28 protein-coding genes are annotated in these 22159 nt (G+C 63.1%); 7 read left to right on the top strand and 21 right to left on the bottom strand.

Translation table 11 applies throughout. The features are described 5' to 3' along the window. The first annotated feature begins 553 nt into the window (after positions 1–553). Positions 554–1981, top strand: coding sequence for a PAS domain S-box protein (locus MKK68_RS19875; protein WP_244032539.1), 1428 nt, complete (start codon positions 554–556; stop codon positions 1979–1981). 229 nt (positions 1982–2210) lie between these two features. Here the strand turns inward: MKK68_RS19875 and MKK68_RS19870 are convergent, their stop codons facing one another. Then, the gene (locus MKK68_RS19870) at positions 2211–2699 is read right to left on the bottom strand and encodes a PAS domain-containing protein (protein WP_243985242.1); all 489 of its coding nucleotides are present in this window, start codon (positions 2697–2699) and stop codon (positions 2211–2213) included. Positions 2700–2994: 295 nt separating this feature from the next. On the opposite strand from MKK68_RS19870, the gene MKK68_RS19865 reads away from it, so the two are divergent. Continuing rightward, positions 2995–3240: a hypothetical protein gene (locus MKK68_RS19865; protein ID WP_244032538.1), complete on the top strand. Its 246-nt coding sequence runs from the start codon at positions 2995–2997 to the stop codon at positions 3238–3240. Positions 3241–3556: 316 nt separating this feature from the next. On the opposite strand, the gene MKK68_RS19860 is transcribed toward MKK68_RS19865, so the two are convergent. The 15 genes from MKK68_RS19860 to MKK68_RS19785 form a co-directional block, all read right to left on the bottom strand. Next, on the bottom strand, positions 3557–4729 hold the full coding sequence (locus MKK68_RS19860; RefSeq protein ID WP_244032537.1) for a chromosome partitioning protein ParA: 1173 nt from the start codon (positions 4727–4729) through the stop codon (positions 3557–3559). 414 nt (positions 4730–5143) lie between these two features. Beyond that, positions 5144–5506 carry a CsbD family protein gene (locus tag MKK68_RS19855; RefSeq protein WP_244032535.1) on the bottom strand — a complete coding sequence of 121 codons (363 nt, stop codon included), beginning with the start codon at positions 5504–5506 and terminating at the stop codon, positions 5144–5146. Positions 5507–5579: 73 nt separating this feature from the next. Beyond that, positions 5580–5777 (bottom strand): hypothetical protein, encoded by a 198-nt coding sequence (locus MKK68_RS19850; RefSeq protein ID WP_244032533.1) that lies wholly within the window; start codon positions 5775–5777, stop codon positions 5580–5582. A gap of 97 nt (positions 5778–5874) precedes the next feature. Next, positions 5875–6375 (bottom strand): YidB family protein, encoded by a 501-nt coding sequence (locus MKK68_RS19845; protein WP_244032532.1) that lies wholly within the window; start codon positions 6373–6375, stop codon positions 5875–5877. A gap of 39 nt (positions 6376–6414) precedes the next feature. Next, a complete protein-coding gene (locus MKK68_RS19840; protein WP_244032531.1) occupies positions 6415–6714 on the bottom strand; it encodes a hypothetical protein in 300 nt (99 codons plus the stop codon). Between the two features lie 46 nt (positions 6715–6760). After that, a complete protein-coding gene (locus MKK68_RS19835; RefSeq protein ID WP_244032530.1) occupies positions 6761–7033 on the bottom strand; it encodes a hypothetical protein in 273 nt (90 codons plus the stop codon). A gap of 81 nt (positions 7034–7114) precedes the next feature. Then, positions 7115–8047: a YsnF/AvaK domain-containing protein gene (locus tag MKK68_RS19830; protein WP_244032529.1), complete on the bottom strand. Its 933-nt coding sequence runs from the start codon at positions 8045–8047 to the stop codon at positions 7115–7117. Further along, positions 8044–8550: a YsnF/AvaK domain-containing protein gene (locus MKK68_RS19825; protein ID WP_244032528.1), complete on the bottom strand. Its 507-nt coding sequence runs from the start codon at positions 8548–8550 to the stop codon at positions 8044–8046. The genes MKK68_RS19830 and MKK68_RS19825 overlap by 4 nt, the downstream gene beginning before the upstream one ends. Beyond that, complete coding sequence (locus MKK68_RS19820; protein WP_244032527.1) at positions 8547–9533, bottom strand: PhnA-like protein; 987 nt, start codon at positions 9531–9533, stop codon at positions 8547–8549. The genes MKK68_RS19825 and MKK68_RS19820 overlap by 4 nt, the downstream gene beginning before the upstream one ends. Positions 9534–9583: 50 nt before the next feature. Then, positions 9584–9844, bottom strand: coding sequence for a GlsB/YeaQ/YmgE family stress response membrane protein (locus MKK68_RS19815; RefSeq protein WP_243971503.1), 261 nt, complete (start codon positions 9842–9844; stop codon positions 9584–9586). 346 nt (positions 9845–10190) lie between these two features. Further along, positions 10191–10646 (bottom strand): hypothetical protein, encoded by a 456-nt coding sequence (locus tag MKK68_RS19810; protein WP_244032526.1) that lies wholly within the window; start codon positions 10644–10646, stop codon positions 10191–10193. Continuing rightward, positions 10643–10909: a hypothetical protein gene (locus MKK68_RS19805; RefSeq protein WP_244032524.1), complete on the bottom strand. Its 267-nt coding sequence runs from the start codon at positions 10907–10909 to the stop codon at positions 10643–10645. The genes MKK68_RS19810 and MKK68_RS19805 overlap by 4 nt, the downstream gene beginning before the upstream one ends. Positions 10910–11844: 935 nt before the next feature. Beyond that, on the bottom strand, positions 11845–12054 hold the full coding sequence (locus MKK68_RS19795) for a hypothetical protein (RefSeq protein ID WP_244032520.1): 210 nt from the start codon (positions 12052–12054) through the stop codon (positions 11845–11847). Beyond that, the gene (locus tag MKK68_RS19790) at positions 12027–12290 is read right to left on the bottom strand and encodes a hypothetical protein (RefSeq protein WP_244032519.1); all 264 of its coding nucleotides are present in this window, start codon (positions 12288–12290) and stop codon (positions 12027–12029) included. The genes MKK68_RS19795 and MKK68_RS19790 overlap by 28 nt, the downstream gene beginning before the upstream one ends. A 2-nt stretch (positions 12291–12292) precedes the next feature. Further along, positions 12293–13057 (bottom strand): Crp/Fnr family transcriptional regulator, encoded by a 765-nt coding sequence (locus MKK68_RS19785; RefSeq protein WP_244032517.1) that lies wholly within the window; start codon positions 13055–13057, stop codon positions 12293–12295. A gap of 177 nt (positions 13058–13234) precedes the next feature. Between MKK68_RS19785 and MKK68_RS19780 the strand changes: the two genes are divergently transcribed. Both MKK68_RS19780 and MKK68_RS19775 read left to right on the top strand, forming a co-directional pair. Next, a complete protein-coding gene (locus MKK68_RS19780) occupies positions 13235–13966 on the top strand; it encodes a Crp/Fnr family transcriptional regulator (protein WP_244032515.1) in 732 nt (243 codons plus the stop codon). A gap of 441 nt (positions 13967–14407) precedes the next feature. After that, positions 14408–14641: a hypothetical protein gene (locus MKK68_RS19775; RefSeq protein WP_243948723.1), complete on the top strand. Its 234-nt coding sequence runs from the start codon at positions 14408–14410 to the stop codon at positions 14639–14641. A gap of 5 nt (positions 14642–14646) precedes the next feature. Here MKK68_RS19775 and MKK68_RS19770 read toward each other — a convergent pair whose 3' ends face one another. The 5 genes from MKK68_RS19770 to MKK68_RS19755 form a co-directional block, all read right to left on the bottom strand. Beyond that, positions 14647–14799, bottom strand: coding sequence for a hypothetical protein (locus tag MKK68_RS19770; protein WP_244032512.1), 153 nt, complete (start codon positions 14797–14799; stop codon positions 14647–14649). Positions 14800–14942: 143 nt separating this feature from the next. Beyond that, entirely contained in the window at positions 14943–15179 is a 237-nt protein-coding gene (locus MKK68_RS19765; RefSeq protein WP_244032510.1) for a DUF6894 family protein, read from the bottom strand. Between the two features lie 596 nt (positions 15180–15775). Next, the gene (locus tag MKK68_RS29950; protein ID WP_409567277.1) at positions 15776–16198 is read right to left on the bottom strand and encodes a PilZ domain-containing protein; all 423 of its coding nucleotides are present in this window, start codon (positions 16196–16198) and stop codon (positions 15776–15778) included. 510 nt (positions 16199–16708) lie between these two features. Beyond that, on the bottom strand, positions 16709–16966 hold the full coding sequence (locus tag MKK68_RS19760; protein WP_244032509.1) for a hypothetical protein: 258 nt from the start codon (positions 16964–16966) through the stop codon (positions 16709–16711). Continuing rightward, the gene (locus MKK68_RS19755) at positions 16963–18114 is read right to left on the bottom strand and encodes a helix-turn-helix domain-containing protein (RefSeq protein WP_244032507.1); all 1152 of its coding nucleotides are present in this window, start codon (positions 18112–18114) and stop codon (positions 16963–16965) included. The genes MKK68_RS19760 and MKK68_RS19755 overlap by 4 nt, the downstream gene beginning before the upstream one ends. Positions 18115–18400: 286 nt before the next feature. Here MKK68_RS19755 and MKK68_RS19750 point away from each other — a divergent pair, with 286 nt between their 5' ends. The 3 genes from MKK68_RS19750 to MKK68_RS19740 all read left to right on the top strand — a co-directional run bounded on the left by MKK68_RS19750 (position 18401) and on the right by MKK68_RS19740 (position 22105). Next, positions 18401–19114, top strand: coding sequence for a Crp/Fnr family transcriptional regulator (locus MKK68_RS19750; RefSeq protein ID WP_244032506.1), 714 nt, complete (start codon positions 18401–18403; stop codon positions 19112–19114). A 1-nt stretch (position 19115) separates the two neighbouring features. Continuing rightward, a complete protein-coding gene (locus MKK68_RS19745) occupies positions 19116–19376 on the top strand; it encodes a DUF6894 family protein (RefSeq protein ID WP_244032503.1) in 261 nt (86 codons plus the stop codon). A gap of 146 nt (positions 19377–19522) precedes the next feature. Beyond that, positions 19523–22105, top strand: a complete 2583-nt coding sequence (locus MKK68_RS19740) for a PAS domain S-box protein (protein ID WP_244032501.1) — start codon at positions 19523–19525, stop codon at positions 22103–22105. Positions 22106–22159: the final 54 nt, after the last annotated feature.

Here is a 22159-nt window from a genome sequence, read left to right as displayed (position 1 = left end):
ATCGGCTCCAGGAGTCCGAACCACCGGATCGAGTCGGAGGCGGAACGCGCCTTTCAGGGCGATGGGTCAGGGTCTGTTCCCGCCCTTCTCATACCTTGCCAGATAAGGCCATGCATGCCGAGAAAACGGTCGGGTTACTGACATCGAACCTGATAGGATCGATGTCCGAGTTGGGTGTCAACCGGACCTTACTCTATCATCCGAAAGCGAACGTTCCGTCTATGATCCAACTTGTTTACAATCCGATATAGATTGCTTTCACACCAGTAGACGTTCGACGGCCACGCGGTAGGTCATCAGACCATCCGAAGGGCGGGTCTGCATGAAGCGTCATGAAAATACAACCTGTGGTTAGTCAGCCTTGAACGTTGGCGCTGACTATCTTCTATTTCCCAAAACACTCCCGATCTCAGATAAGTTATTGTCGATTGGGGGCCGTTTAACTGCCTTTAACCAATTGGTGATCAAATAGCTTTGATTTTATCAATTGATAGGCCGAGCCGTGTTCGCAATACGCAATAACAACGCTAGAGCAACCCTGGACGCGGTCGGCTTGTCTCAAGCGATCATCGAGTTCCGGCTGGACGGGATCATCCTTGCCGCTAATCCCAACTTTCTCGACGCCATGGGTTACAGCTTGGCCGAGATCCAGGGCCAGCATCACACCTTATTCATCGATCCGGCTGAACGAGACAGCGCCGAATACCGCGCATTCTGGGATGCTCTGCGCTGCGGGACCTACAGGGCCGCCGAGTTCAAGCGCATCGCCAAAGGCGGGCGTCAGGTTTGGATCCAGGCGAGCTACAACCCCGTTCGAGACCGGTCCGGTCGTGTTTTCAAAATCGTCAAGATCGCCACTGACATCACCGGACAGAAGCTTCGCGCGCTGGATAGCGATGGTCAGATCGCCGCCCTTCACCGCTCGCAGGCAGTCATCGCCTTCGACCCAACCGGCACAGTCCTCGACGCCAATCAGAACTTCCTCGATGCGGTCGGCTACCGGCTTGAGGAGATCCAGGGCCGTCATCACAGTCTATTCGTGGATGACGTCGAGCGGTCGGGCATGGTCTATCGCGGCTTCTGGGACCGGTTGAAAGGCGGCGAGTTTGCCGCTGGCGAGTTTCGCCGCATCGCCAAGGGCGGCCGCGAAGTCTGGATCCGGGCGACCTACAACCCGATCACCGACGCAAACGGGACGGTGCTGAAGGTCGTCAAGTTCGCTACCGACATCACCGAACAGGTGCAGGACCGGCAGCGCAGGGTCGAGGCGCAACGCGCGATCGGTGCGGATCTCGACGCGATTGGCTCCGCGGTTGAGGCCGTGACGCGGCAGACGGCCGATGCCGTCGGAACGATCGGACAGGTCTCCAGCGACGTCCAAGCCATGGCTTCGGGGTCGGAGGAGTTGTCGGCCTCCGTTTCCGAGATCAGTCAACAGGTCAGCTACGCCGCGCTAATGGCCGGCGAGGCGGTCGAGCAGGCGCGCCACACTGTTGGCATTGTCGAGGGCCTGAGCGAGCAGGCTGCGCAGATCGGCGACGTGGTCACGATGATCCAGGGCATCGCCTCGCAGACCAACCTGCTGGCTCTTAACGCCACGATCGAGGCGGCGCGGGCTGGCGTGTCCGGTAAGGGCTTCGCAGTCGTGGCTGCCGAGGTGAAGGCTCTGGCCGAGCAGACTGCCAGGGCGACCAATGAAATCAGGGTGCAAATCGCCGCTACTCAGGTGGCCACGTGCGAGGCTGTGAGCGCAATCGGTTCGATCCAGAGCACGATCCGAGCACTGAACGAGGTGTCTGCGGCGATTGCTGCGGCGGTTGAGGAGCAGTCGGCCGTCACCCGTGAGATGTCGGGCAGCATGCACACGGCAGCCCAGGGGGTGACGACGATCGCCGGCGGCATGGATGCGATTGCCCGTGCGAGCGAGCAGGTCGACACTGCCACGCGCCAGGTGCGCGAAGCTTCGAGAGCGGTCGGTTGAGGTCATGGACAGCGATCCGTCGCGCTCCTCGCACCCCCACGGCTGGGAGCCACTGGGCCGGGTGGTGATATCAGCGACGAGCCCGCAGTGCCGGTGAGCGTCGTGCGGGAAGGCGATGTCCGCTTCCACGGCTCGGCATTTGAAAGCAGGCAGTCTCAATTCCACCCAAGCGGGTCATTCAGCTTCCGACCCTTCCCGGACTCTGGTTGTGCCTGCTGTTGGTAGTCGCTCAATGACGTCCGATCCGGGCGAGCGTCTGCCCTAGGCTGATCAATAGTAAATCCGTCGCTGCCCGAACCCCAGCGGGCATGTCGGGGCCGAGTGTCTTCTTGAGTGCTAGGGCGAGATCAATCGCTCGCTCCAGCGGGTCGTCGCTTACACCCGAACCGCTAACGACGTAGCGGTCATCGCCATCGTGCATCTCGGTGATGTCGATCAGGATCCCGCACGTGCGCAAGGGGTCCCCAGCTTCAGATAGATAGGTGCGCCCACGGCTGAGGAGCCATCGAACGGCCCCGTCGTCAGCCAGGACACGGTACTCAACCAGGAATAGGCCACCCTCCCGGGTTACCTCTCCAACATGATCAATCAGCCAAGCATGGTCGGCAGGATGCACAGCCGCAATAGAGATCGGCCCGGTAAGCTCTTTCTCGGCGAGGTCCGGATCTCCGGTCAGCAGCTGCGCCGCACCGACGTCGTAGACGATGACCTGGCGCACGTGATCCAGATCCCAGGTACCGACGACGCAGGAGGCTTCGAGGGCAGCGTGCAGTCGCTCGTGCGACCCCCCGATCCCCCCGGACGTGGCCACTGAACTGTGGAACCGCCGATCCATCTTGCCATCTCGTATGCGGGCAGCCGGACTGTGCCGGACAAATCCGTACTCCGTGCTTGCATAAATGACAAAGATTTCGTTTTGTGGTTGTGTATCAGGGGCGGCCGTCGTCCTAACAGCGGGTCAGACAGCTCATCCCGTGTCCGCGGAAGAGCCAGATAGGGCGAAGGAAGCGCGCATGGGCGACGATGTTAGAGCCCAGATCGCGATGGACGGCGACGCGACGATGAAACGGAACCTGCGCCGGATAGCTGACGCCCTCGGCGTGCCAGCATCAGAGTTCTACGGTCCATTGATGCTGGATCAACAGGTCTTGACCTTACTTACGCTTGTACAGACCTACCTCGGCGGGGCCGATCCCGCTGCCCGCGAACGTTTCATGCAAGCGGTGCAGGCGATAGGCGCTCAGTACTTGGCGTCGTGATGGCGATTACCCCACGCATTAAATGGGCCGCGATAGCCGCTCTGCAGTAGCTTGGCAACAATCTCCTCGGGCTTCGGGTGCTTTGCCATCTCGTCCGTCCTCCAGGCTCAAGAGCCATACCAAAGGGCGGACCATCCGCCGGCATGACGCCGGCGCCGGCCCGTCCGAGTTGCCCGGTGACCAAGGCGATGAGCTCGTCCCAGCTCGCCTCGAACGAGGCGATGGCCTTGGCCTTCAGGGTAGTGGCGACGCCCGCCATATCGATGCCGAGCCGCTCCAACTGATCGAAGACGGCCCAGGCCGTATCCCAAGGGATTCATTCGGCCTTGGGAGCGACGGCAGGCGCTTGCGTCTGGGATGGGCCGGGATGCACCGTCATGGCTGGTGGCTGGTTTGAGAGCTGCTGTGGCGCCACTGCAAGCTTAGCCTGGGCCGCGGCAAGCTCCTGCCGGGTCGTCCCGATCCGGTCCTCGAGGGCTGCCATCTCCTTGTTCCGGGTGGCCAGCGTCTCGGTCAGGGTTGCCAATTGCGCCTGGGCGTCGGCCTGCCTCCTCTGCAGCGCCTCCAGCGCCGAGGTCGCACCGTCGCGGTCGGAAGCCAGCTTCTGGACGGCCTGCTCGGCCTGGCTCCGTTCGGCGATCACCCGGTCCCGCTCGGACTGCGCGGTGGCGAGTTCCTTCTGCGTCGCAGCCAACCCATCCTTGGCTTGCTGCACCTGCTGGCCAGCCTGAGAGACGTCGCTCGCCAGCTTTTCGCGATTGGCGGTCAGACCTGCGACCGCCTGCTCCAGGTCGGCCTTCTGCTTCGTCGCCTGCTCAGTCGCGGCGCGGGCATCCGCAAGCTCCTTCTGCGCGGCCGCAGAGCCGTCGCGCGCCTTCTGCTGGCTCTCCTCGGCCTTGGCGAGGTCGGCGGTCTTGGCGGTCGCCTCCTGTGACATGGCGGCGATGTCGGACCGAAGCTTCGCCTCCTGCTGGCGCGTCTCCTCCAGCCGGCGCCCGACGTCAGCCAGTTCCTTGGTCCGGGCGGTCGCGGCCTGCTCGGCGGCCGTGGTGGCATCCTTCATCGGCGCGAGCTTCTGCTCCGCCTGAGTAACCTGGACCTGCAGCCCGGTAAGCTTGATCATCTCGGCTTCCGCGGTAGCCTTCGCCTCGCTGGCCTTGCGCTGGGCGGCCTGCTGTTCCGTCGCCAGGCTCGCGGCCCTCGCCTTGGCCTGCTCGCTGGCTTGGGTGATATCCCGCTCCTGCTGCTGGGCTGATGCGATCCTCGCCTTGAGCCCGTCGAGTGTACCCGCCGCCGCCCGTTGCTGGTCGAGATCCGATTGCAGCGCGACCTGCCGCGTCTCCAGGTCCTGGATGCGGTGGTCCCTTGCCGTTCTCTGCCGCCCACCGGCGATAGAGGCCACGACGAGCCAGACCAGGAGGACCGCCGCCACGACGGCGAGGCTGAACGCGAGGGGCCTGCGGAGCTCGGAACGGTAGTCGATGGCCATGGCGGTCTCGCGGACGTTGGAGGGAACGGATCAGATCGACGAGGCAGCCTCGCCAGGGGTAGGTTCGGCACCGGCGGCGCCCGGCTCGGGGGTGGGGCTGCTCGATGCGAGACCGGCACGATCACTCCTGACAAGGGAATCGATCATACCGAGGAGGGCGCACTGCTCGGGGGAGCCGTTCGCCGCGGCGAGGAAAGCTGCGAGCTCGATGCGGGAAGGCCCGCCGCCGGATGGCCCGTTCGGCTCGTGGAAGACGTACACATCGATTGGGTTGCCACCGCGCATAGGTACCAGCGGTCATCGTTCGACCCGTCATGGATCAGGGTTCGCAGGGGTGGCATCGGAAGGTCCCCATCGTCTCGTCACCGGTCGGTGACCACGCCAATCGTAAGCCTAGCCCCGGACGGCGACCGTTCAGCGACGGCCGTGGATCACCATCGCGAGCAGGTATCCGATGGCTCCGGCCATGGCCGCCAACATCAGCGGGGACTCCTTGGCATACTGCGCGACGGCATCGCCACCCTGGCGGTAGGCACGCTCGGCCTCCGGAAATGCGTCCTGACCCCTATTGATCGCCTTGTCGGCGAGGTCGCTTGCCTGTCCCGCAATGTCGCGAACGGCGTCCTTGGCCTGGCCGACGAGGTTCACAGCGGCGCCCTTGACCTCGTTGGCCGTACCCTTGGCCTGGGTCTCGCGGTCGCCGGTGACGTCGCCGACGGCGCCTTGGACCTTGCCGCCGAGTTCCTCGGCGGCACCGGTGATGCGGTTCTCGTCCATGATCTATCTCCGTTCGGTTCAAGGTTGAGCCGGCCCGCGTCAAGCGCGCTTCGAGCCGACACCAAGGGACTGACTACTTCTTCGACGTGGCCTTCTCGGGTCGCGCCTTCATCGAGCTTTGGTTGGCTTTCTTCGCCCGGTCGTCGGCCTTCAAGGCGTGCTCGGCGGCCTTCTCCTCGTTGCCGGCGTCGAGGTGTCGAGCGGCCTTCCGGTGTGACTTCGCCGCCGCCTCGTGGTGTTCAGCGGCCTTGGCGTGCGCGTTTCCGGACATCTGTCCCTCCCGTGACGGGGATTTACGTGCCCCGGTGCGAACGTGGTGGCCGGTCGGTTCCGATCCTCGAAGCTGACGGGATTGACCGGGGCGTTCCTCACACCGGCATGCCGGCGACCGAGAACGGCAGCCTACCGTCGGGGGTGTAGCGGTCCACCGCGGACGGCAGCTCGCGCGAGAGCCTGGACAGAAGGTCGTCGTGCGAAAGGCCGGTCTGCCGCGACAGCGTATCGAGGACGTCGGAACCGATGGCCGACCTCAGGTGGTCGGGCTTCATCTCGACGTTCGGACCATGGTTCACCCAGGAATCGGCGGCCTCTCCGTGGCCGTTCTCACGAAAGTGGTCGACGAGCTGGCCGAGGCCGCCGCTGAGCAGGCCGCCGGCACCGGAACCCCCGAGGGCTCCTCCGAGATTAACGAGCAGGCCACCGAGACCACCCTGTCCCGCGATCCCGCCCTGTCCGGCGGGCGCGCCTGGGGTTGTGGGACCACCGTGGCCGGCTCCGCCGAGCATCTCCTGGATCTTGTCCCGGTTCTGGAAGCCCGCCACGGCCAACAGGCCGAGCAGAGCCGTCATCGAGGGGAAGCCGTCACTCATTGGATGTCTCCGTTCCGGTGAGAGGGGTCGTCGTGCCGATCAGCAGTCGTCGTCGCCGGGCTTCACCACCTTGCCCTCGGGCGGCTTCGCCTCGTTGGCAGAGGGCGTCGCATTCGAGCCGACGTTGTTCATCGCCCCGACCGTCCCGGGGGATTCGGCCTTGGCACCGGGCGAGACCTTCGTGGTCGCGTCCCCATCGACCTTCGAGGAAGCGTCGGCCGAGCCCTTCTGGCCGGTGCTGTTCGTGGTCGTTCCGACCGCACATGGCTTCGCCGAGGCGAGGCCAACGCCAAGAAGCGTCATCGCCGTCGCGACGGTCAGGGTGGTCAGGATCTTCATGGTGTTTCCTTCGGGATGGGGGGTGGACCGGGCAGGCGAGCGACCACTACCGCGAGGGAACGGACTGTTCGGAAGCCATCTCGACGTAGTCGGCGATGGCCGCGCGGCAGCTTGGCGAGACCTCCCGGGCATTCCTGCGGAAGCAGGCGACAACCTCGGGTCCGTTCAGGTCGAGGCCGTTGCAGAGACGGGCATAGTCGGCGGAGCAGAAGGATTTCAGCGACGCCCTGGAACCGGTCTTCTCAAGAGCCTGTGCGCCGAGCGGGAGGCATGACGATGCGACGGCCGCGAACACGACGAGGTGACGGAGCTTGGTCACGGCAACGGGGCTTTCGCGAAAGGTGGACGTGGGACCGTACGGAGCCGGGACCGGCTCGAACCGGTCCCGGACGTGATCGCTTCAGACTGGCTTGCGAGGGGTGGTCTCCGTCGTGGTCCCGGTGGTGCCGGTACGGCTGACCGTTCCGCGACCGTCCTCGACCTCGACCTCGGTGTGACGGACCTTGTCGGTGACAGTCTCCACTCGCTGGCCCGCATCCTTGCGGATGCCGACCTCGCCGACGACGCGGGCATCCTTCGACACTACCGCCTGCTCACGCATCTCGGTCGCCTCGATGACCTTGTCCTCGAAGAGCGCCATGTCGCCCGGGGTGACGGCGCGGTCGACGACGCGGCGGTCGACGCTCACCGTCTCGTCGTGGAGGGTGACGTTCTCGCTGACGTTTTTCTCGGCGGCGTAGGACCGAACCCGGACCCGGCCGCTGTCGACCATGCGCTTGCCAACGTTGAGGCGCTCCTCGACTACGGGGATGTAATCGGTGCCGGTGGCGGTACCGTGGGCGGCGGCGGCCTCGGACGGACCGGCTGAGTGCAGGCCGGTCTCGCGGGGCGTGGCGGCGTGATCGGATGAAATCGCACCCTCGCCGAGGGCTGCGGCGGCAACCGGGGCGGTCCCGGTGGTGGAACCGGTCGCGCGACCGTCCCAACCTTCCTTGCGCCAAGTGGCCTCGCGCTCGTCGAGATCGACCGAGCCGTGCTCCTCCAGGATATCGGAGGCGGCGTGGACGTGCGCGTCGTCGACCTCGGCGCTCAGCATCGTGCCGCCGCGATTCAGGCCCTCGCCGTAGGCGTGGCGGTCTTCCTCCGGCATGAAGAAGTCCTTGATCGAGCCCCACATGCCTTCGTCGGCCTTGGTCGTGGTTCCGGTCGTGCCGGCCTGGGTGCCGGAGATCAGCTTGATCGCGCCGGCGGGAATGCCGAGAGTGACGAGCTTGCCCTGGGCAGCGACCGCCTCGGGGTGGGTGTCGTACATGGCGGTGATGGTCTGGGTCATGATGTCGGCTCCTGGGACGGGTGCGTGGTGGCCTGTTCCGTGACGGGCCCCTCGGGGGACACGCGTTCGATCACGGCGTGCTGCCTGCGCAGCGTCACCGGCATCTCGACGTCCTCGCCCGCCGTGGTCCGGCGGATGTGCACCTCCTCCTTCAGGACAAGGCGTTTCTCGACGACGAGGATCTCTTCCAGCACCGGGATGATGGTCACCCCGGCCTCCGTCCTGACCACCGGGGGTGCCTCGCCCTCGGCTAGGGTCCGGTTGACTGGCACCCGGGTCACCCCGACCATGTCGCTGCGCAGAGTCTCGCGCAGGACCTGGTCGAGGGTGTCGGTTCGCGTGCTGACACGGACCCGTCCGGTCTCGACTGCACGCTTCTCGATGCGCGCGGTCTCCTCGATCAGCGGGAGGACCGCCTCCTCGCCGATGGCGACCTCCGCCGCGGTGCCGAAGCGCGTCCCGAGCCCGTGGGGCTCGGTCGCGGCGGGATCGCCGACGCTCATGCCCGGCGCGGGGTCAGGGTATTCGGGGCGGTGCGTGTGACGGTCGGATCAATGGCCGAACCGCGGCCGGCGAAGAAGGAGGCGAGCGCCCCGAAGATCAGCGCGAGGGCTCCGAACAGCGCACCCTGGGAGACACGGCGAGCCGTGGCGTCGGCGATCTGCTTGGACTGCTCCTTGGCCGAGGCAACGGTCTCCTTGAACTGCTGGGTGTACTGCGCGACCTGGGTCCGGGCCTGCTCGACCGGGATGTTCTGCGCCTTGGAAAGGGCCACAGCGGCCTTCTCCTGGGCGGCGGCCTGCTGTGCGCCGTCACCCGAGACGGCGGCGCGCATCGCTGTCACCGCGGTGTCCTTCAGCGCGGCCGGATCGGATCCGGTGCCGTTGCGGACATTGGACTCGATGTTCGAGAACGGGTCGGTGACCTTGGTCAGCGACGGGCGGGCGGCCTGCGCCAGGGTCGAGACGGAGCCGCCCATCGCGTTGCCGACCCCGCCGATGGCCGAGGAGGCCATGCCGAGGGCGCCGCTGACGATGCCGCTGGCGGCCGACGACAGCATGTACAGCACCACGAGGGTCGAGACCGCCCAGGCGAGGAGGCCGTGATAGCCCGCCGTCGAGGTCGAGGGCTTACCGGACAGGCGTCCAGCGAAGTAGCCGCCGGCGACGGCTGCCAGCACGCCGGAGACGACGAACCACAGGCCGGCACCGATGCCGAGCGAACTCGCCGCCGGGGTGCCATCACCCATCGGATCGACCGTCGAGAGGCCGATGCCGAGCCCCAGCATGTTGAGGATGACCTGCGAGATCAGGGCCACGGTGGCTCCAGCAAGCACGGCACCCCAGGAGACCGAATGCAGCATCATCGTGCGCATGTCCTCGGCCGGCGTGACCACCGTGGTCTGCGGCAGCTCGCGGTCGACGACGGCGCGTTCGGGTGTTGGGCGTCCGGGGGATACGGGCGTGGACTCGGTAACGGTGGCCATGGTGGATCTCCTAAGTATTGAGCTCGGAAAGCTGAAAGGGCGCGGTGGGTTCAGACGACCCGGCGACGGCCCATGACGATGTGGTAGAGCCACAGCACGATCACGGCGCCGACGATGGCGACGAGCAGGCTGTAGAGGTTGACCCCCGACACGCCGGGCTCGCCGAACTGGTTGAACAGGAAGCCGCCGACGACCGCGCCGACGACGCCGAGCAGGATGTCGACGACGAGGCCCTGTCCGGTGTTGTTGACGATCTTGCTGCCGATGAAGCCGGCGATCAGGCCGAGGACGATCCAAGCGAGGAGGGACATGACGGGCTCCGGTTTTGGGCGTGATGACGGGTCCCGACGCAGGGCCTGCGCGGGCTGGGGATGGGTCTCGAAGGCGTGCGGGTTCTATTCTGTCAGCTCATCATAACTAAATGTTAGGCGTCGATCTCCAAGAGTGGTCGTAAGAATAGCGTTTCTGCCTTCTGCGTTCTGGGTCATTGTAGTCGAACCTGGCACCCCACGCCACATGATCCCCCCGAGAAGGGCGAGGGTGATCGCTCTCATCTCCAAAGCTTCACCTTGAGACTGAGTGATAACGCTCATCGCATAACGACGCACCGCATCGAGGTCGGACATTTCGGATTGGGGGCGTATCTGCGCCATGGTGCTAGTCCTGGCTGGCAGTGATTTTCGTGCCACCCGTCGAAGTTGCCGAGTAGCCACCCCACCCCTCGGTCGAGACCGGCGACGTACCGCCCCAGCCTTCCAAGTCCCAAGTCGCGACACGTTGCTCCACGTCGACCGAGCCATGGTCCTTTAGAATGCCCATTACACGTTCAACCTCCGCCTCCTCGACGTGGAGGTTCAGCATCGCTCCTCCGCCGGCCAGCTTCGCGCAGTAAGATCCCCACGCCTCATCCGGCAGACCGATTTCGCGAAGCTGTCTGTGAAGCGCGCCGTCGGCAGGGGTCGGCTCTCCAGGCTCGCTGCAGCCGACCGGAGGTATGGAAGGGCAAACGATAAGCCGGATCGCCCCCTCGGGGATGCCGGATGCGATCAACGTGCCTTTCGCCGACTGCGCATCGTCGCGGCTCCCGTACAGCGCGCTGATACCGAAACTCATGGCTTCGCCTTCGATAAAGAGGCGCTTGCGTCTGCATGAAGCGAAGAGCCATTCTCGGCCTCGATCTCCGCTCGTGCGGCTGCGATGAAGTCAGCACGTTGATCGTCGCTCAGAAGAAAAGCTTCGCTGAGCGGAGGCTCATTTGCAGCGCCGGGGTCTCCCCACATTCGGTCTCCCAAACCATTGTTTTGGAAGGTACGCTTGGCGCGCGCGAGCACCGCGATTTCGGCTACATCCGCGATCGTCGTCTTGGCCAATTTCATGGGTTGGCCCTGCGTACGGCTGGCTGCAGATAGGCTGGATTGCCACCAGGCACACCACTGCTGTTCGCCGATGACGTGAAATCCGATCTACCGCTTTCGGACCCGGTGATCTGCTTCCGCGACGCGGCTTGGCTCTGGCTGGCGTAGTCAGGAGGGGAGTTCGCTCCCTGCCAAATCATCAGCCCAGCCAAGGAAGTGAGCATCAATCCGACGCTTACGATCAAGACATAGAGGGCTGGTCTGCCACGCTTGCCCTGGCGGCTGTCCTGACCAGAGGTATGTTCTGTCACCCGTAAACCTCGCTCGCCCAAATATGATGGACGTAGAAACAGAACAGGCAACGTGATCGAGAGGTCCAGACGTGCGACCTTATGGGTTCGATTAACAAATTATAAGTGATCAAAAAATATGATTTATCTAGTGGAATTATAATCAATTGACGAGATTGTCGCAAATGAGCGGTACAAATCCAGAAATCTTCTCCGTGACATTTATGGGAGGAACGCTTGGCCCGCCTGGTATGAACGTCTCATCACTTAAGATGCCAGATCCTATCGGACCGATCGTTTTGCCCAGCAGCTTGCCCACCTGGCGGTATACAAAACCCGCCGCGGCGAGCCGGGCGGGCTGAAGGGTAACGGCAGACTGATAGTGCTGAAGGTGCTACCTTCCGCCACCGCTGCCGGTCGAGCCTAGGCGTGAAGGCTGCCCCTCGTTGCCGGAAGCCGCTGAGTCGTCCGAAATTCCATCCTCGGCACGTCCAGTCGGTGAATAAGTAACGGCGCCCTCCTCGCCAGTCGAACCTGGCTGGTGGGTCACGACACCAGGCATGCCGCGGGGGCTGACCCCACCCGTACTCGCGGGCACATCCTGATACTGGGCGAAGGCAGGTATAGAGGGAACGGCCGCAACAGCAGCGACGAGTAAAATTTTAATCACTGTAATTCCAGACGATGGAGATGCGTCAGGAAAATCCTGGACCGTTTGACAACAGGCGCTGTACGCGATTGATCCCGCGACAGTTCAGCCATCACGGTATGGTGTTCGATGAAGATCGTACTTGCTACTTCGACTGTCCTGCCGTCGTGCGAACTTTGCAGCACCAATCCTGCTTCAGTCATGGTTTTCGGTGCTGGCGCAGCCATCGCGTGGCCTCCTCCAGCGTGGCGAAGATCGGCGCTGACACTCTGAAGAGACGTCCAAAGGCCGCCTCCACGAACCAGCCGTTGCCCATCTCGTGGTCGGGGGTATCAAGACGCACCAGCACCGCGATCAGCTGCCCGTTTGCCAGGACCAGACGCCCTTCCCGATCCGGACTGCCCGTGTCAACTAAGATCGGCTGCAGCACGAGCAACGTCTCAACGTTGTCGCGCGCATCCATGCCTAGCTTCCCCGTAGCTTGTTCAGCCACGGTTCGCTCCGGTGTACGCCCCAACGCGTGTTCTTGAGGTGGAGGTAGTTCGGCGTAAAGCCACAGAACGACTTGAGCTGCTCGACATCGTGGATCGTCAGAACCCGCCGTTTGATCGTGATTAGGCCGAGATCACGAAGCTCGCGAAGTGTACGGTGTACGTGAACGGCGGACAAGCCCATCGCATCGGCAAGCTCCACCTGCGTGAACGGAAAGGGGTAGCTGTCGTTCGTGACTTTTCCCACCGCATCGAGCCGAACCAACAGTTCGCAGAGGAGGTGAGCGATACGTCGCTCCGGGGTACGACCACCAAGGTTAACGAGCCACTCGCGCAGCACCGCCTCATCGACAAGGGCACACCACCAGAAGGCCCGCGTGATCTGCGGATGGGCCTCGGTGATCTCCTCGATCGCCCGACGCGGGATGTCGACGACATGGCACGCGGAGATCGTACCGATGTTGTGGTCCATCTGGTCGAGAATGAACACGTTGAGGTCGCAGAAGTCCCCTGGAACCATAAGCGCCATGATCTGGCGTTTACCGTCTGGCAGCATTTTGTAGCGGCAAGCGAGGCCGTCAAGGATCAGATGGACGTTTTCGGGTTCGTCGCCTTCTCGGACCAAATCGACCCGTGCATCGACCTGCCGGATGCGTGGCGCCAAGCCATCCAGGGCCCGGCGATCGTCATCCGATAGGTCCTCGAAGCCTTCCAGCTTCCGGGTCAGTACCTGCTGCATCACACCTCGGGAGGGTTCGACCGCAACGACCCTACGTCGGATTTCCGACATTTCAAATCGTCATTTGATGAGAAATTTGCGTAACGTCCGCGTTTTCCCTAGAAGCCGCGCATCGTTTGCAATCTTTCGGGCGCACACGGCTGAGGGTTCGTGCCCCCGCCCTTCTCGGGACGGCCCGTGACACAGCTTGGACAGGCCTCGTGCCGCAATCGTTTGCTCGCCGGACTACCACCATCCGACTTCGATCTGCTTCGGGGCCGGCTCGCCCCAAAAAAGCTCGCTGTGGGCGACGTGCTGATCCAGACGGATACCCCAATCACCAGTTTGTATTTTATTGAACGCGGCATCGTTTCGCTCGTCACACAAGCCCCCGATGGCGAACAGGCTGAGATTGGGCTCGTTGGCTGCGAGGGCCTCGTTGGCACTCCTCTCTTGCTTGGCGCCGATCAGGCCCCTTTTGATGGCCGGGTACAGAATGCAGGATCAGCCTGGGTCATGTCCGCCTCAAGTTTCCGCGAGATCCTGCCTCAATCCGCAGCTATAAATGAACGGTTACTTCGATATGTTCAAACCGTCACTGCGCAAACGGCCGGAACAGCGCTAGCCAACGCACGATACACGCTGGCAGCCCGCCTCGCCCGTTGGCTACTGATGTGCCACGATCGGGCTGAGGGTGACGACCTATCGACGACCCACCGCTTCCTTTCCTTGATGCTCGGTGTGAACCGCACTGGTGTCAGCGAGGCGATGGCCGTTCTGGAACGGGCTGGGGTCATCGCAACGAAGCGTGGCACCATCATCATCAAGGACCGCGAGCACCTGCTTGCTCAAGCGGGCGCCTGCTACGGAATGCCGGAAGCCGAGTACGATCGGCTTCTCGGGCCTACAACGTCGACCCCATCAGTATGATCGACATTTTCAAAAATCTAGGCCGGGCTACGCCAAGCGCTGCCGCAATCGACTAATCAAATGATGCAAAATACGCATGCCGCGCCCCTTTCGCGCTCGGTGGTCGGCTTCGACCTCCGGTTGTATGGCAAGCAATTCGCCTCTATTTGGAGACCGCATGTCAGCATACGCCAGGCCAAGAGTGCTGCCTGAAGGCGAGATTACATTCCGGGGACGCGGTCAGGGGGTCCTGACCGACTTCAAACTGCTACTCAGGGTGTGCCCGCACTGCTCACAGCGGAATGACAGGCGGGCGGCAGATATGGGCATCTGCCAGTGGTGCGCCTACGTGCCGTCGTTGCACGATGCGGAGCCCGCCGAGGCGGCCTGAAAACCAAAAAAGTAACACGCCAAAGCACGCAACGATTTTGCAGTGCAGCACGTTCGGCTGGTATGCCAAGCGTGACGCCGTACGAAATCACCATCCTCGCCGCTGGCATTCAGCGGACCTTGTTCGCACAAACCGAGCGGGAGGCGGCATTGATGGGCGAGTCGGTCCTTCGTCGATTTGAGGGCAAGTTGGGTCTGATCGGCTTCTGGATTGATGCTCCCGATAAGGCTGCCCTCAAGCGCCTTGGCGCCTACCTGAGCAGCGTACTCACCGAAATGATGGGGACGGGCGAAGTGGTGGCGTAGGCGGCCTACACGGCAGAGGGCGTGCTGGCCAAGCGCTCTGCGGCCGTCAGCTTCGCTTTATCGAGAGCTTCTCTCGGTTTATCTGTCACGCCTACGGGATCGAGCGCCACCAGGGCTTCAAGCGCGAGCTCCATTCGCGCTGGCATCGCGTCATTCATGACAAGCGGAAACGCTTCTACCAGCGCACGACGAACACCCACCTTAAATGGTGTTTGACGACCTGAGCTAGAAAAATTGGTCCAAAGGGGCCCAATCACAGTCATAGCTCCCCAAGCCAGCTGTATACTAAGCATTGCGCAGTTTAAGAAAATCTAATGACCTCTCTCAACCCCACTACGGCGCATGAATTTTCTACTTCGTCTACGATCTCAAATCGCTGACCATCTATCAATTTGCCTTCGCGAAGCCTTTCTGCAAGTAGATATCGCGCTGATGTGCGAGCTTCTTCTTTCACCGCTTCAGCGTTGGGCAGGTCTGACTCGTCTGGATCTTCGACGAGATCGTCGCCATTACGCAGATGAAGGTAGAAACGAGGCATCGAAGACCTCGATCTCTATCCGTCTGCTTTCAAGCGTCGTCAGCGAGCGGGTCTGCCTCATCGATCTGCTCACCCTGGTCATCACGAACCGGCGTCAGCTCGACAGGTGGAAACAGCTCAGCCAATCCCTGAGCTACGCCGTAGAGAACAGGATCGGAGTCCGGGCCGGACAGGGGTACGCAGTGATCCCGATGTCGCATTTTGCGCTCTGCTAATGGTCTCGAACAAGGCTGGCGCAGGCCCGTCAGTTTTAAGTTGAGACGGCTAATCATATCAAAAGATGGTTTCTGGGCGATTGGTTCCACCCCAGCTGCATTGAAAAATCATCATAACACACCCCCTGAGAATTGCTGCGGCGCACACCTGCAAGAGCGGCATTGGACCGGCTGTCATTGACTCACCAGACCTTTAACTCTCTGGGCACTCTGGTGTCGCCGGTGCCGACCTCGCCCGGATCATGGATCAGTCAGGGCACCGAGACCCGCGGACCGTCGTTGGCTACATCCGGCGGGCGAACGCATTCAAGGAGCACTCGGAGAGCGGGTTTTTGTGAGCACGATCGGCAGCACGATCTATCAACTTGTCGAGCGCGACGCTTAAGTCCAATCGTTCCGCTGACGATCAATAACAGCCATGATCGCGTTTAATGTACTGCCTAGTCGTATAGATGTTGCGCTCGGGTAAGATATATTACCTAGTGATACAGCTTTAAAAATTAGCTCCTCTTTGAAAACGTTATCAATGAGGATAGTTTCTATCTCCTGATATACAGGGTCAATGAATGCAACACCAAAGCCTTTCTTGTTCCGATGCGCTAAGCGGCATGTTCTAGGTACACGGCTAGTACCTATGGCCAAATCGAACTGATCCGGAACAATAGTATGCCGACTTGCGCTCACAAAGGCTCCAAAGGAGGAGATATCTGTGATATTGCAACGGATCGGGTTGCTGCCTAAAGGAATGAAAATCCGTGCAGATAGGTTGAACGATTCTCTTTCCACACGTCTGCGGCCAAGCATTTTATGCTTCCTTTGAGATATTTATTCTTTCTCTATTACACGGTACTATATGTTGGTCAAATTCTTCTAAATACAGAATATGCTCGAGAATCGCGAAAGTAATATATGTTATAAACATATGATGTATCTATATCTTAAAAATCCGATTTTTACAATAATACTTCAATGTATACCTCTACTGTTCCAGCAAGAACAGGACGCTCGATACTCACATTCACCTCGATCACGATTCGCAGCGTCTTCGCTGCAGCGATCGTGGACGGTCGTGCTGTCTGGCGGATGGGGCCGGTGCGATCTCATCTCGAACGGTCTGTACGGGGCGATCTGAAGTTCCTTGGACGTACCGCAGCGCCGGTCCAGGTCGCGTGAGCGGACGAGCGCTACGTCGCGAGGGGGGGGGATTGGCGCAACCGGGCGGATGGTCGGCGCAGACGATGCGCACTTGGCGCGTCTCCGCGTTCCAGGCCGGCACAACGCTACTGCGGCAAAGCGGGCCCAGTCAGGTGTCCGCTATGAGGTGCCTTCTCCGGTGCCAGTAAGGCGTGCCTTGATCCAGGCCTGCGCCTCACCGAGATCGGCGAAGATCGGCGCTCTGTAGTCGTAAGCGCGGCCGAAGCCCGCCTCCAGGAACCACTTGCCCCAGTTCTCGCCGTGCTGCTCGGACAACTGTACGAGCACCGCAGCCAGGAACCCATCGGCGAAGACGAGCTGGCCCTCTTGGTCGTCGCTTCTCGCGGCGACCTGCACCGGTTGGAGGCGGAAATTCATGCCGCAGCACGCTCCCCCAGATGCAGGTAGTTCGGCTTGAACTCGGCCAACGCCCTGAGGCGTGGAAGGTCGAGGATCGTCATTCGACGCTGCTGAAGTTCAATCAGTCCCTCACGGCGAAGTTCTTGCAGCGTGCGGTTGAGGTGCACGACCGACATGCCGGTGGTGTCGGCAAGGGCCGCCTGTGTGACCGGCATGTCGTAGCTGTCCCCGTCGGCGAGGCTCACTGCCTGCATCCGGACCTGAAGCTCGCAGAACAGGTGTGCAACCCGTTCCAGGGCCGAGCGGCAGCCGACGTTCACCAGCCACTCGCGCAGCGTCGCCTCGTCCACCAGTGTGCTCATTCGGAGCGCTCGGGCGAGCTGGGGATGATGCTCCATCACCTCGGCGATCACCTTCGGCGGGATGCAGACCACCTTGCTGGCCGACAGCGTGGTGATCGCGTGATCCATCGTGTCGAGCAATGCCACGTCGAGATCGCAGAGGTCACCCGGTACAAGGTAGGCCATGATCTGACGGGTCCCGTTTGCTCGCGCCTTGTGGCGGCAGGCCATGCCTTTCAGGATTAGGAACACGCCCTTGGGCGCCTCACCCTCGCGAACGAGATTGGTCTGCGACGGGACGACCCGCGATGAGGCGCTGATCCGCTCCAGTAGTGCTTTGTCCGCATCCGACAGGGACACGAAGCCTTCCAGCTTTCGCACGAGCGGATTACCCCGGCTTTCCGCAGCCTGGGCTGACTGGAACGATGGGGGTGCTTCGATGCTGACGGGGGCAGTCCGAGAGGGGGACAGCTCGTCCAGCAGCGCCACCACATCCTCCGGCAAAGCCGGCTTGGTGAGCCAAGGCGAACCGTGGAAGCCCACCGCGCGGGGCTCATCGGACTGGAAGCCGGAGTGGACCACGACAGGAACGCCCCGTTGGCGCAGCGCGTCACCCAGGGCGGTGCAGAAGCCGTCCCTGAGTTTGACGTCCACAACCGCGAGCGTGGGGCTCTCCTGTTCCAGGCCAGCTAGAGCCTCGGGGGTTGTCCCGAACGGCCCTAGGACGCGGTAGCCTGCCTGCTCCAGGGCATCGCTCATGTCCGCGCCGATCATGGCATCGGCCTCGGCAAGAAGCACGAGGGGCTGTTGATCTGTGAGGTTCACGTCTGCTCCAGGAGGGAACGACCGCCTGTCACCTGAAGGGCGCAAGCTCTACGCCTAAGTTAACAACATAAAGTGGATTGCGCGTAAACGACCAAAACTGCTCGGTACGCTATCGTTCATTGGGAATGTACGGTACCGCGCATAACTTCAGATGGCGCAATATCAGTCAATGGCATTGTAAATACCAAGTTCCTACACCATGCTCTAACCATCGCCTGCACGAGGTTCCGAGCGCAGACGGCTGAGAGACGGTGCGCTCTTGCTCCGAGATGGAGGCAAGAAGCCCATGGCTCAGGTCGAACAATCTGCCGTGCACAATCGCCTGCTGAAGGCCATGACAGCCACCGACTTCACCCAACTTCAGCCGCATCTGGAGCCGGTCGATTTGCAGTCCGGGCAGACTCTGACCAAGCCCAACGCCCGAACCGAGCACTTCCACTTCATGGAAACGGGGGTCGCCTCGATCACGTCCGAGAACGCGAATGGACGGGTGGAGGTCGGGATTATCGGCTGGGAGGGCCTGGTGGGCGCGACCCCCGTTCTTCTCGGATCGGACCGGGTCCCGTATGACCACTTCATTCAGGTGCCTGGTGCCGGCCTGCGCATCGACGCCACGGTCGTGAGCACGGCGGTGGATGAGAGCCCCGCCCTGCGCAAGCTGATGCTACGCTACATCCTGACGGAGATGATCCAGACGCGGCAGACAGCCTTCGTCAACGGCAGCCAGGAGATCGAGGCGCGCCTCGCCCGCTGGCTGCTGATGTGCCACGACCGCGTGGAGGGTGACGAGCTTCTACTCAAGCACGAGTTCCTGTCGATGATGCTGGGTGTCCGGCGGGCCGGTGTGAGCCTGGCCATGCAGCAGTTGGAAGGTACCGGCTGCATAAGAGCCAGGCGCGGTCGCATCACAGTGCTGGATCGCAAGCGTTTGGAGGAGATGGCGGAAGGCGGCTACGGCACACCAGAGGCCGAGTATGCCCGCCTGATCGAGGGGGCGTGAGATGCCCCGTTACTACCTCAACCTTCGTTACGGTCAGGGGCGCGACAAGCTTGCGACGGACCCAGAGGGGGATGAACTCGCCGATGACGAGGCGGCCCGCCAGCATGCGCTGCGAGCCGCCCGCGACCTGGTTGCCGGATCACGCTCGTTTGCCGTGCGTGATTGGTTCATCTGCTCCTTCGAGATCAAGGACGAAAATGCCCGGCACGTCATGACGGTACCGTTCAGCGACATCGTTCCTGACGAAGACGACGAGGATTAGGCCGGCTGTTCGCTCCCACAATCGGCGAGTTCACCGCCTACGATCGCACGAGGTACCAACTTTTGATGGGGATCTCGCTGCGAGGTCGTTCTACAGCGTGTCATGAGCAATGACCGCCCCCTCAAAGGCGATACCGATCTGATTGAGTGCACGCCGAGGACGGCAGCCACGTCGGCTACCTCAAGATCCTGCGGGACCGGACCGACCAGCGAATGGCGGCCGAGGCGCTGCAGCGCCAGACCGACCTGCTCCGGACCGTCACCGACCACGTCAGCGAGGCGGTGTTCCAGCTCGACCTCAATGGCACGGTCACCTTCGCCAACCGGACGGCGCACACGTTGCTGGGATGGGACGACGACACCCTGGTCGGACAGGACCTGCACGAGGCCGCCCACCACCACCATCCGGACGGACGCCCGTTCCCGTCATCCGAAAGCGGGTTCGTCGAGGCCATCCGCGAAGGGAAGACGCTTCGGCAACGCGACGCCACCTTCTTTCGGCGCGACGGCACACCCATCGAGGTGATCTGCTCGAACGCCCCCGTCCGTGAGGGCGGCAGAATCGTTGGTGCCGTGCTTACGGTCTCGGACGTCACTGGCCGTCGGCAGGACGAGCGCCGCCTGCGGGAGATGAACGCCGAATTGGAGATGCGGGTCGCCGAACGACAGGAGGCCGGGGCGCGCCAACGATTCCTGCTCGACCTGACCGATACGCTTCGCGAGCAGGGTGGCCCGCGCGGCCGGATGCAGGCGGCGGTGGACGCCCTCGGGCGCTACCTCGGGGTCAGCCGTGTCGGCTACGGCTTCGTCGAGGAGGACGGCATGTCCGTCGCCCTCGGCACCGAGTACGTCGATGGCGTGGCGACGCTGGCCGGCACCTACCCGCTCGACGCGTTCGGCCCCGGCAACATCGCCAACCTCAGGAAGGGGCGGACGTCGGTCTACGGGGACGTCGAGGCCGATCCGGACACGGCCGGCCTGGGGATGGGCGCCTTCGGCATCGCCGCCATCGTCGCCGTGCCCCAGGTCCACGAGGGAAGCCTTCGCTCGGTCGTTTACGTCAACCACCGCGAGCCGAGGATCTGGACGCCCGACGAGGTCTCGCTGGTCGGCGAGGTCTCGGCCCGGATCTGGGACGCGGTCGAGCGCATGCGCGCGCAGGGCGCGCTGCGGGCATTGAACGAGACGCTGGCGGCCCAGGTCGCCGAGCGCACGAAGGAGCGCGACCGGATCTGGCAGGTGAGCCAGGACATGCTCGGGGTCGCGGATGCCAACGGCGTCTGGGTTAGCATCAACCCGGCCTGGCAGCGCATCCTGGGTTGGGACTACCAGGACATCATCGGCAAGACCTCGGAGTGGCTCGAACACCCCGACGACCGGGAAAGGACCCGGGCCGAGGTCGCGCGGCTCGCCGCAGGCGGCCTGACGCTGGCCTTCGAGAACCGGTTCCGGGCTCGCAACGGCGGCTACCGCACGCTGTCCTGGACGGCCGTCCCGGTCGAGGGGCTGCTCTATTGCGTCTCCCGCGACGTCACCCTGGAGAAGGAGCGCGCCGCCAGCCTGCTCCAGGCCGAGGATGCGCTGCGGCAATCGCAGAAGCTTGAGGCCGTCGGTCAGCTGACCGGGGGCGTCGCGCACGACTTCAACAACCTGCTGACAGTGATCAAGTCGTCCACCGACCTGCTGAAGAGACCAAACCTCTCCGAGGACCGGCGCACCCGGTACATCGGCGCGATCTCCGACACGGTCGACCGGGCCGCCAAGCTCACGGGCCAGCTCCTGGCCTTCGCCCGCCGCCAGGCGTTGCGGCCAAAGGTGTTCGATGTCGGCTGGAGCGTGAGGGCCATCGGCGAGATGGTCGGAACGCTCACCGGCGCCCGAATCGAGGTGGCCATCCGCATCGGCGACGAGCCGTGCCACATCCGCGCCGATCCGAGCCAGTTCGACACGGCACTGGTGAACATGGCGGTCAACGCCCGCGACGCGATGGACGGCGAGGGTCGTCTAACCATCGCGGTCGAGGCGGTCGGCATCGTTCCGGCGATGCGCTCCCACCCGAAGCAGGTCGGGGATTATGTACGGATCGCGCTGACCGACACCGGCTCCGGCATTCCCCCCGATCAGCTAAACCGCATCTTCGAGCCGTTCTTCACGACCAAGGGGGTCGGCCAGGGCACCGGCCTCGGGCTTTCCCAGGTGTTCGGCTTCGCCAAGCAATCGGGCGGCGAGGTGGTGGTCGATAGCGAGGTGGGACATGGCACCACCTTCGCGCTCTACCTCCCCCGTACGGAAAGGGGTGCCGACACGGAGGAGGCGGCTGCATCGGTCGATGCCGTGGTCGACGGACGCGGCACCTGCGTGCTGGTGGTCGAGGACAACCGGGATGTCGGCACGTTCTCGACCCAGACCTTGCAGGAACTCGGTTACGGCACGCATTGGGTCACCAACGCCGACGAGGCTCTCACGACCCTGGCCGTGAGTCCGGGCGCCTACGACGTGGTTTTCTCGGACGTGGTGATGCCGGGCATGAACGGGGTGGAACTGGGGCGAGAGGTCCGGCGACTCTATCCCGGACTGCCGGTGGTGCTCACCAGCGGCTACAGCCACGTCCTCGCCCAGGAGAGCGATCACGGCTTCGAGCTCCTTCAGAAGCCCTACTCGGTCGAGGCCCTGTCGCGCATCCTCCGCCGGGCCGCCTCGAAGCGCCGCCGGAGTAAGGCGGCGGAATAGGACGGCGCCCGGTCCCGGACGCCCATCGACCCGTCGACTCCGACGGCGTCTCGT

This window comes from Methylobacterium sp. E-016, assembly GCF_022829745.1.
Lineage (GTDB): Bacteria > Pseudomonadota > Alphaproteobacteria > Rhizobiales > Beijerinckiaceae > Methylobacterium.
This window is presented reverse-complemented; position numbering and strand designations above follow the sequence as displayed.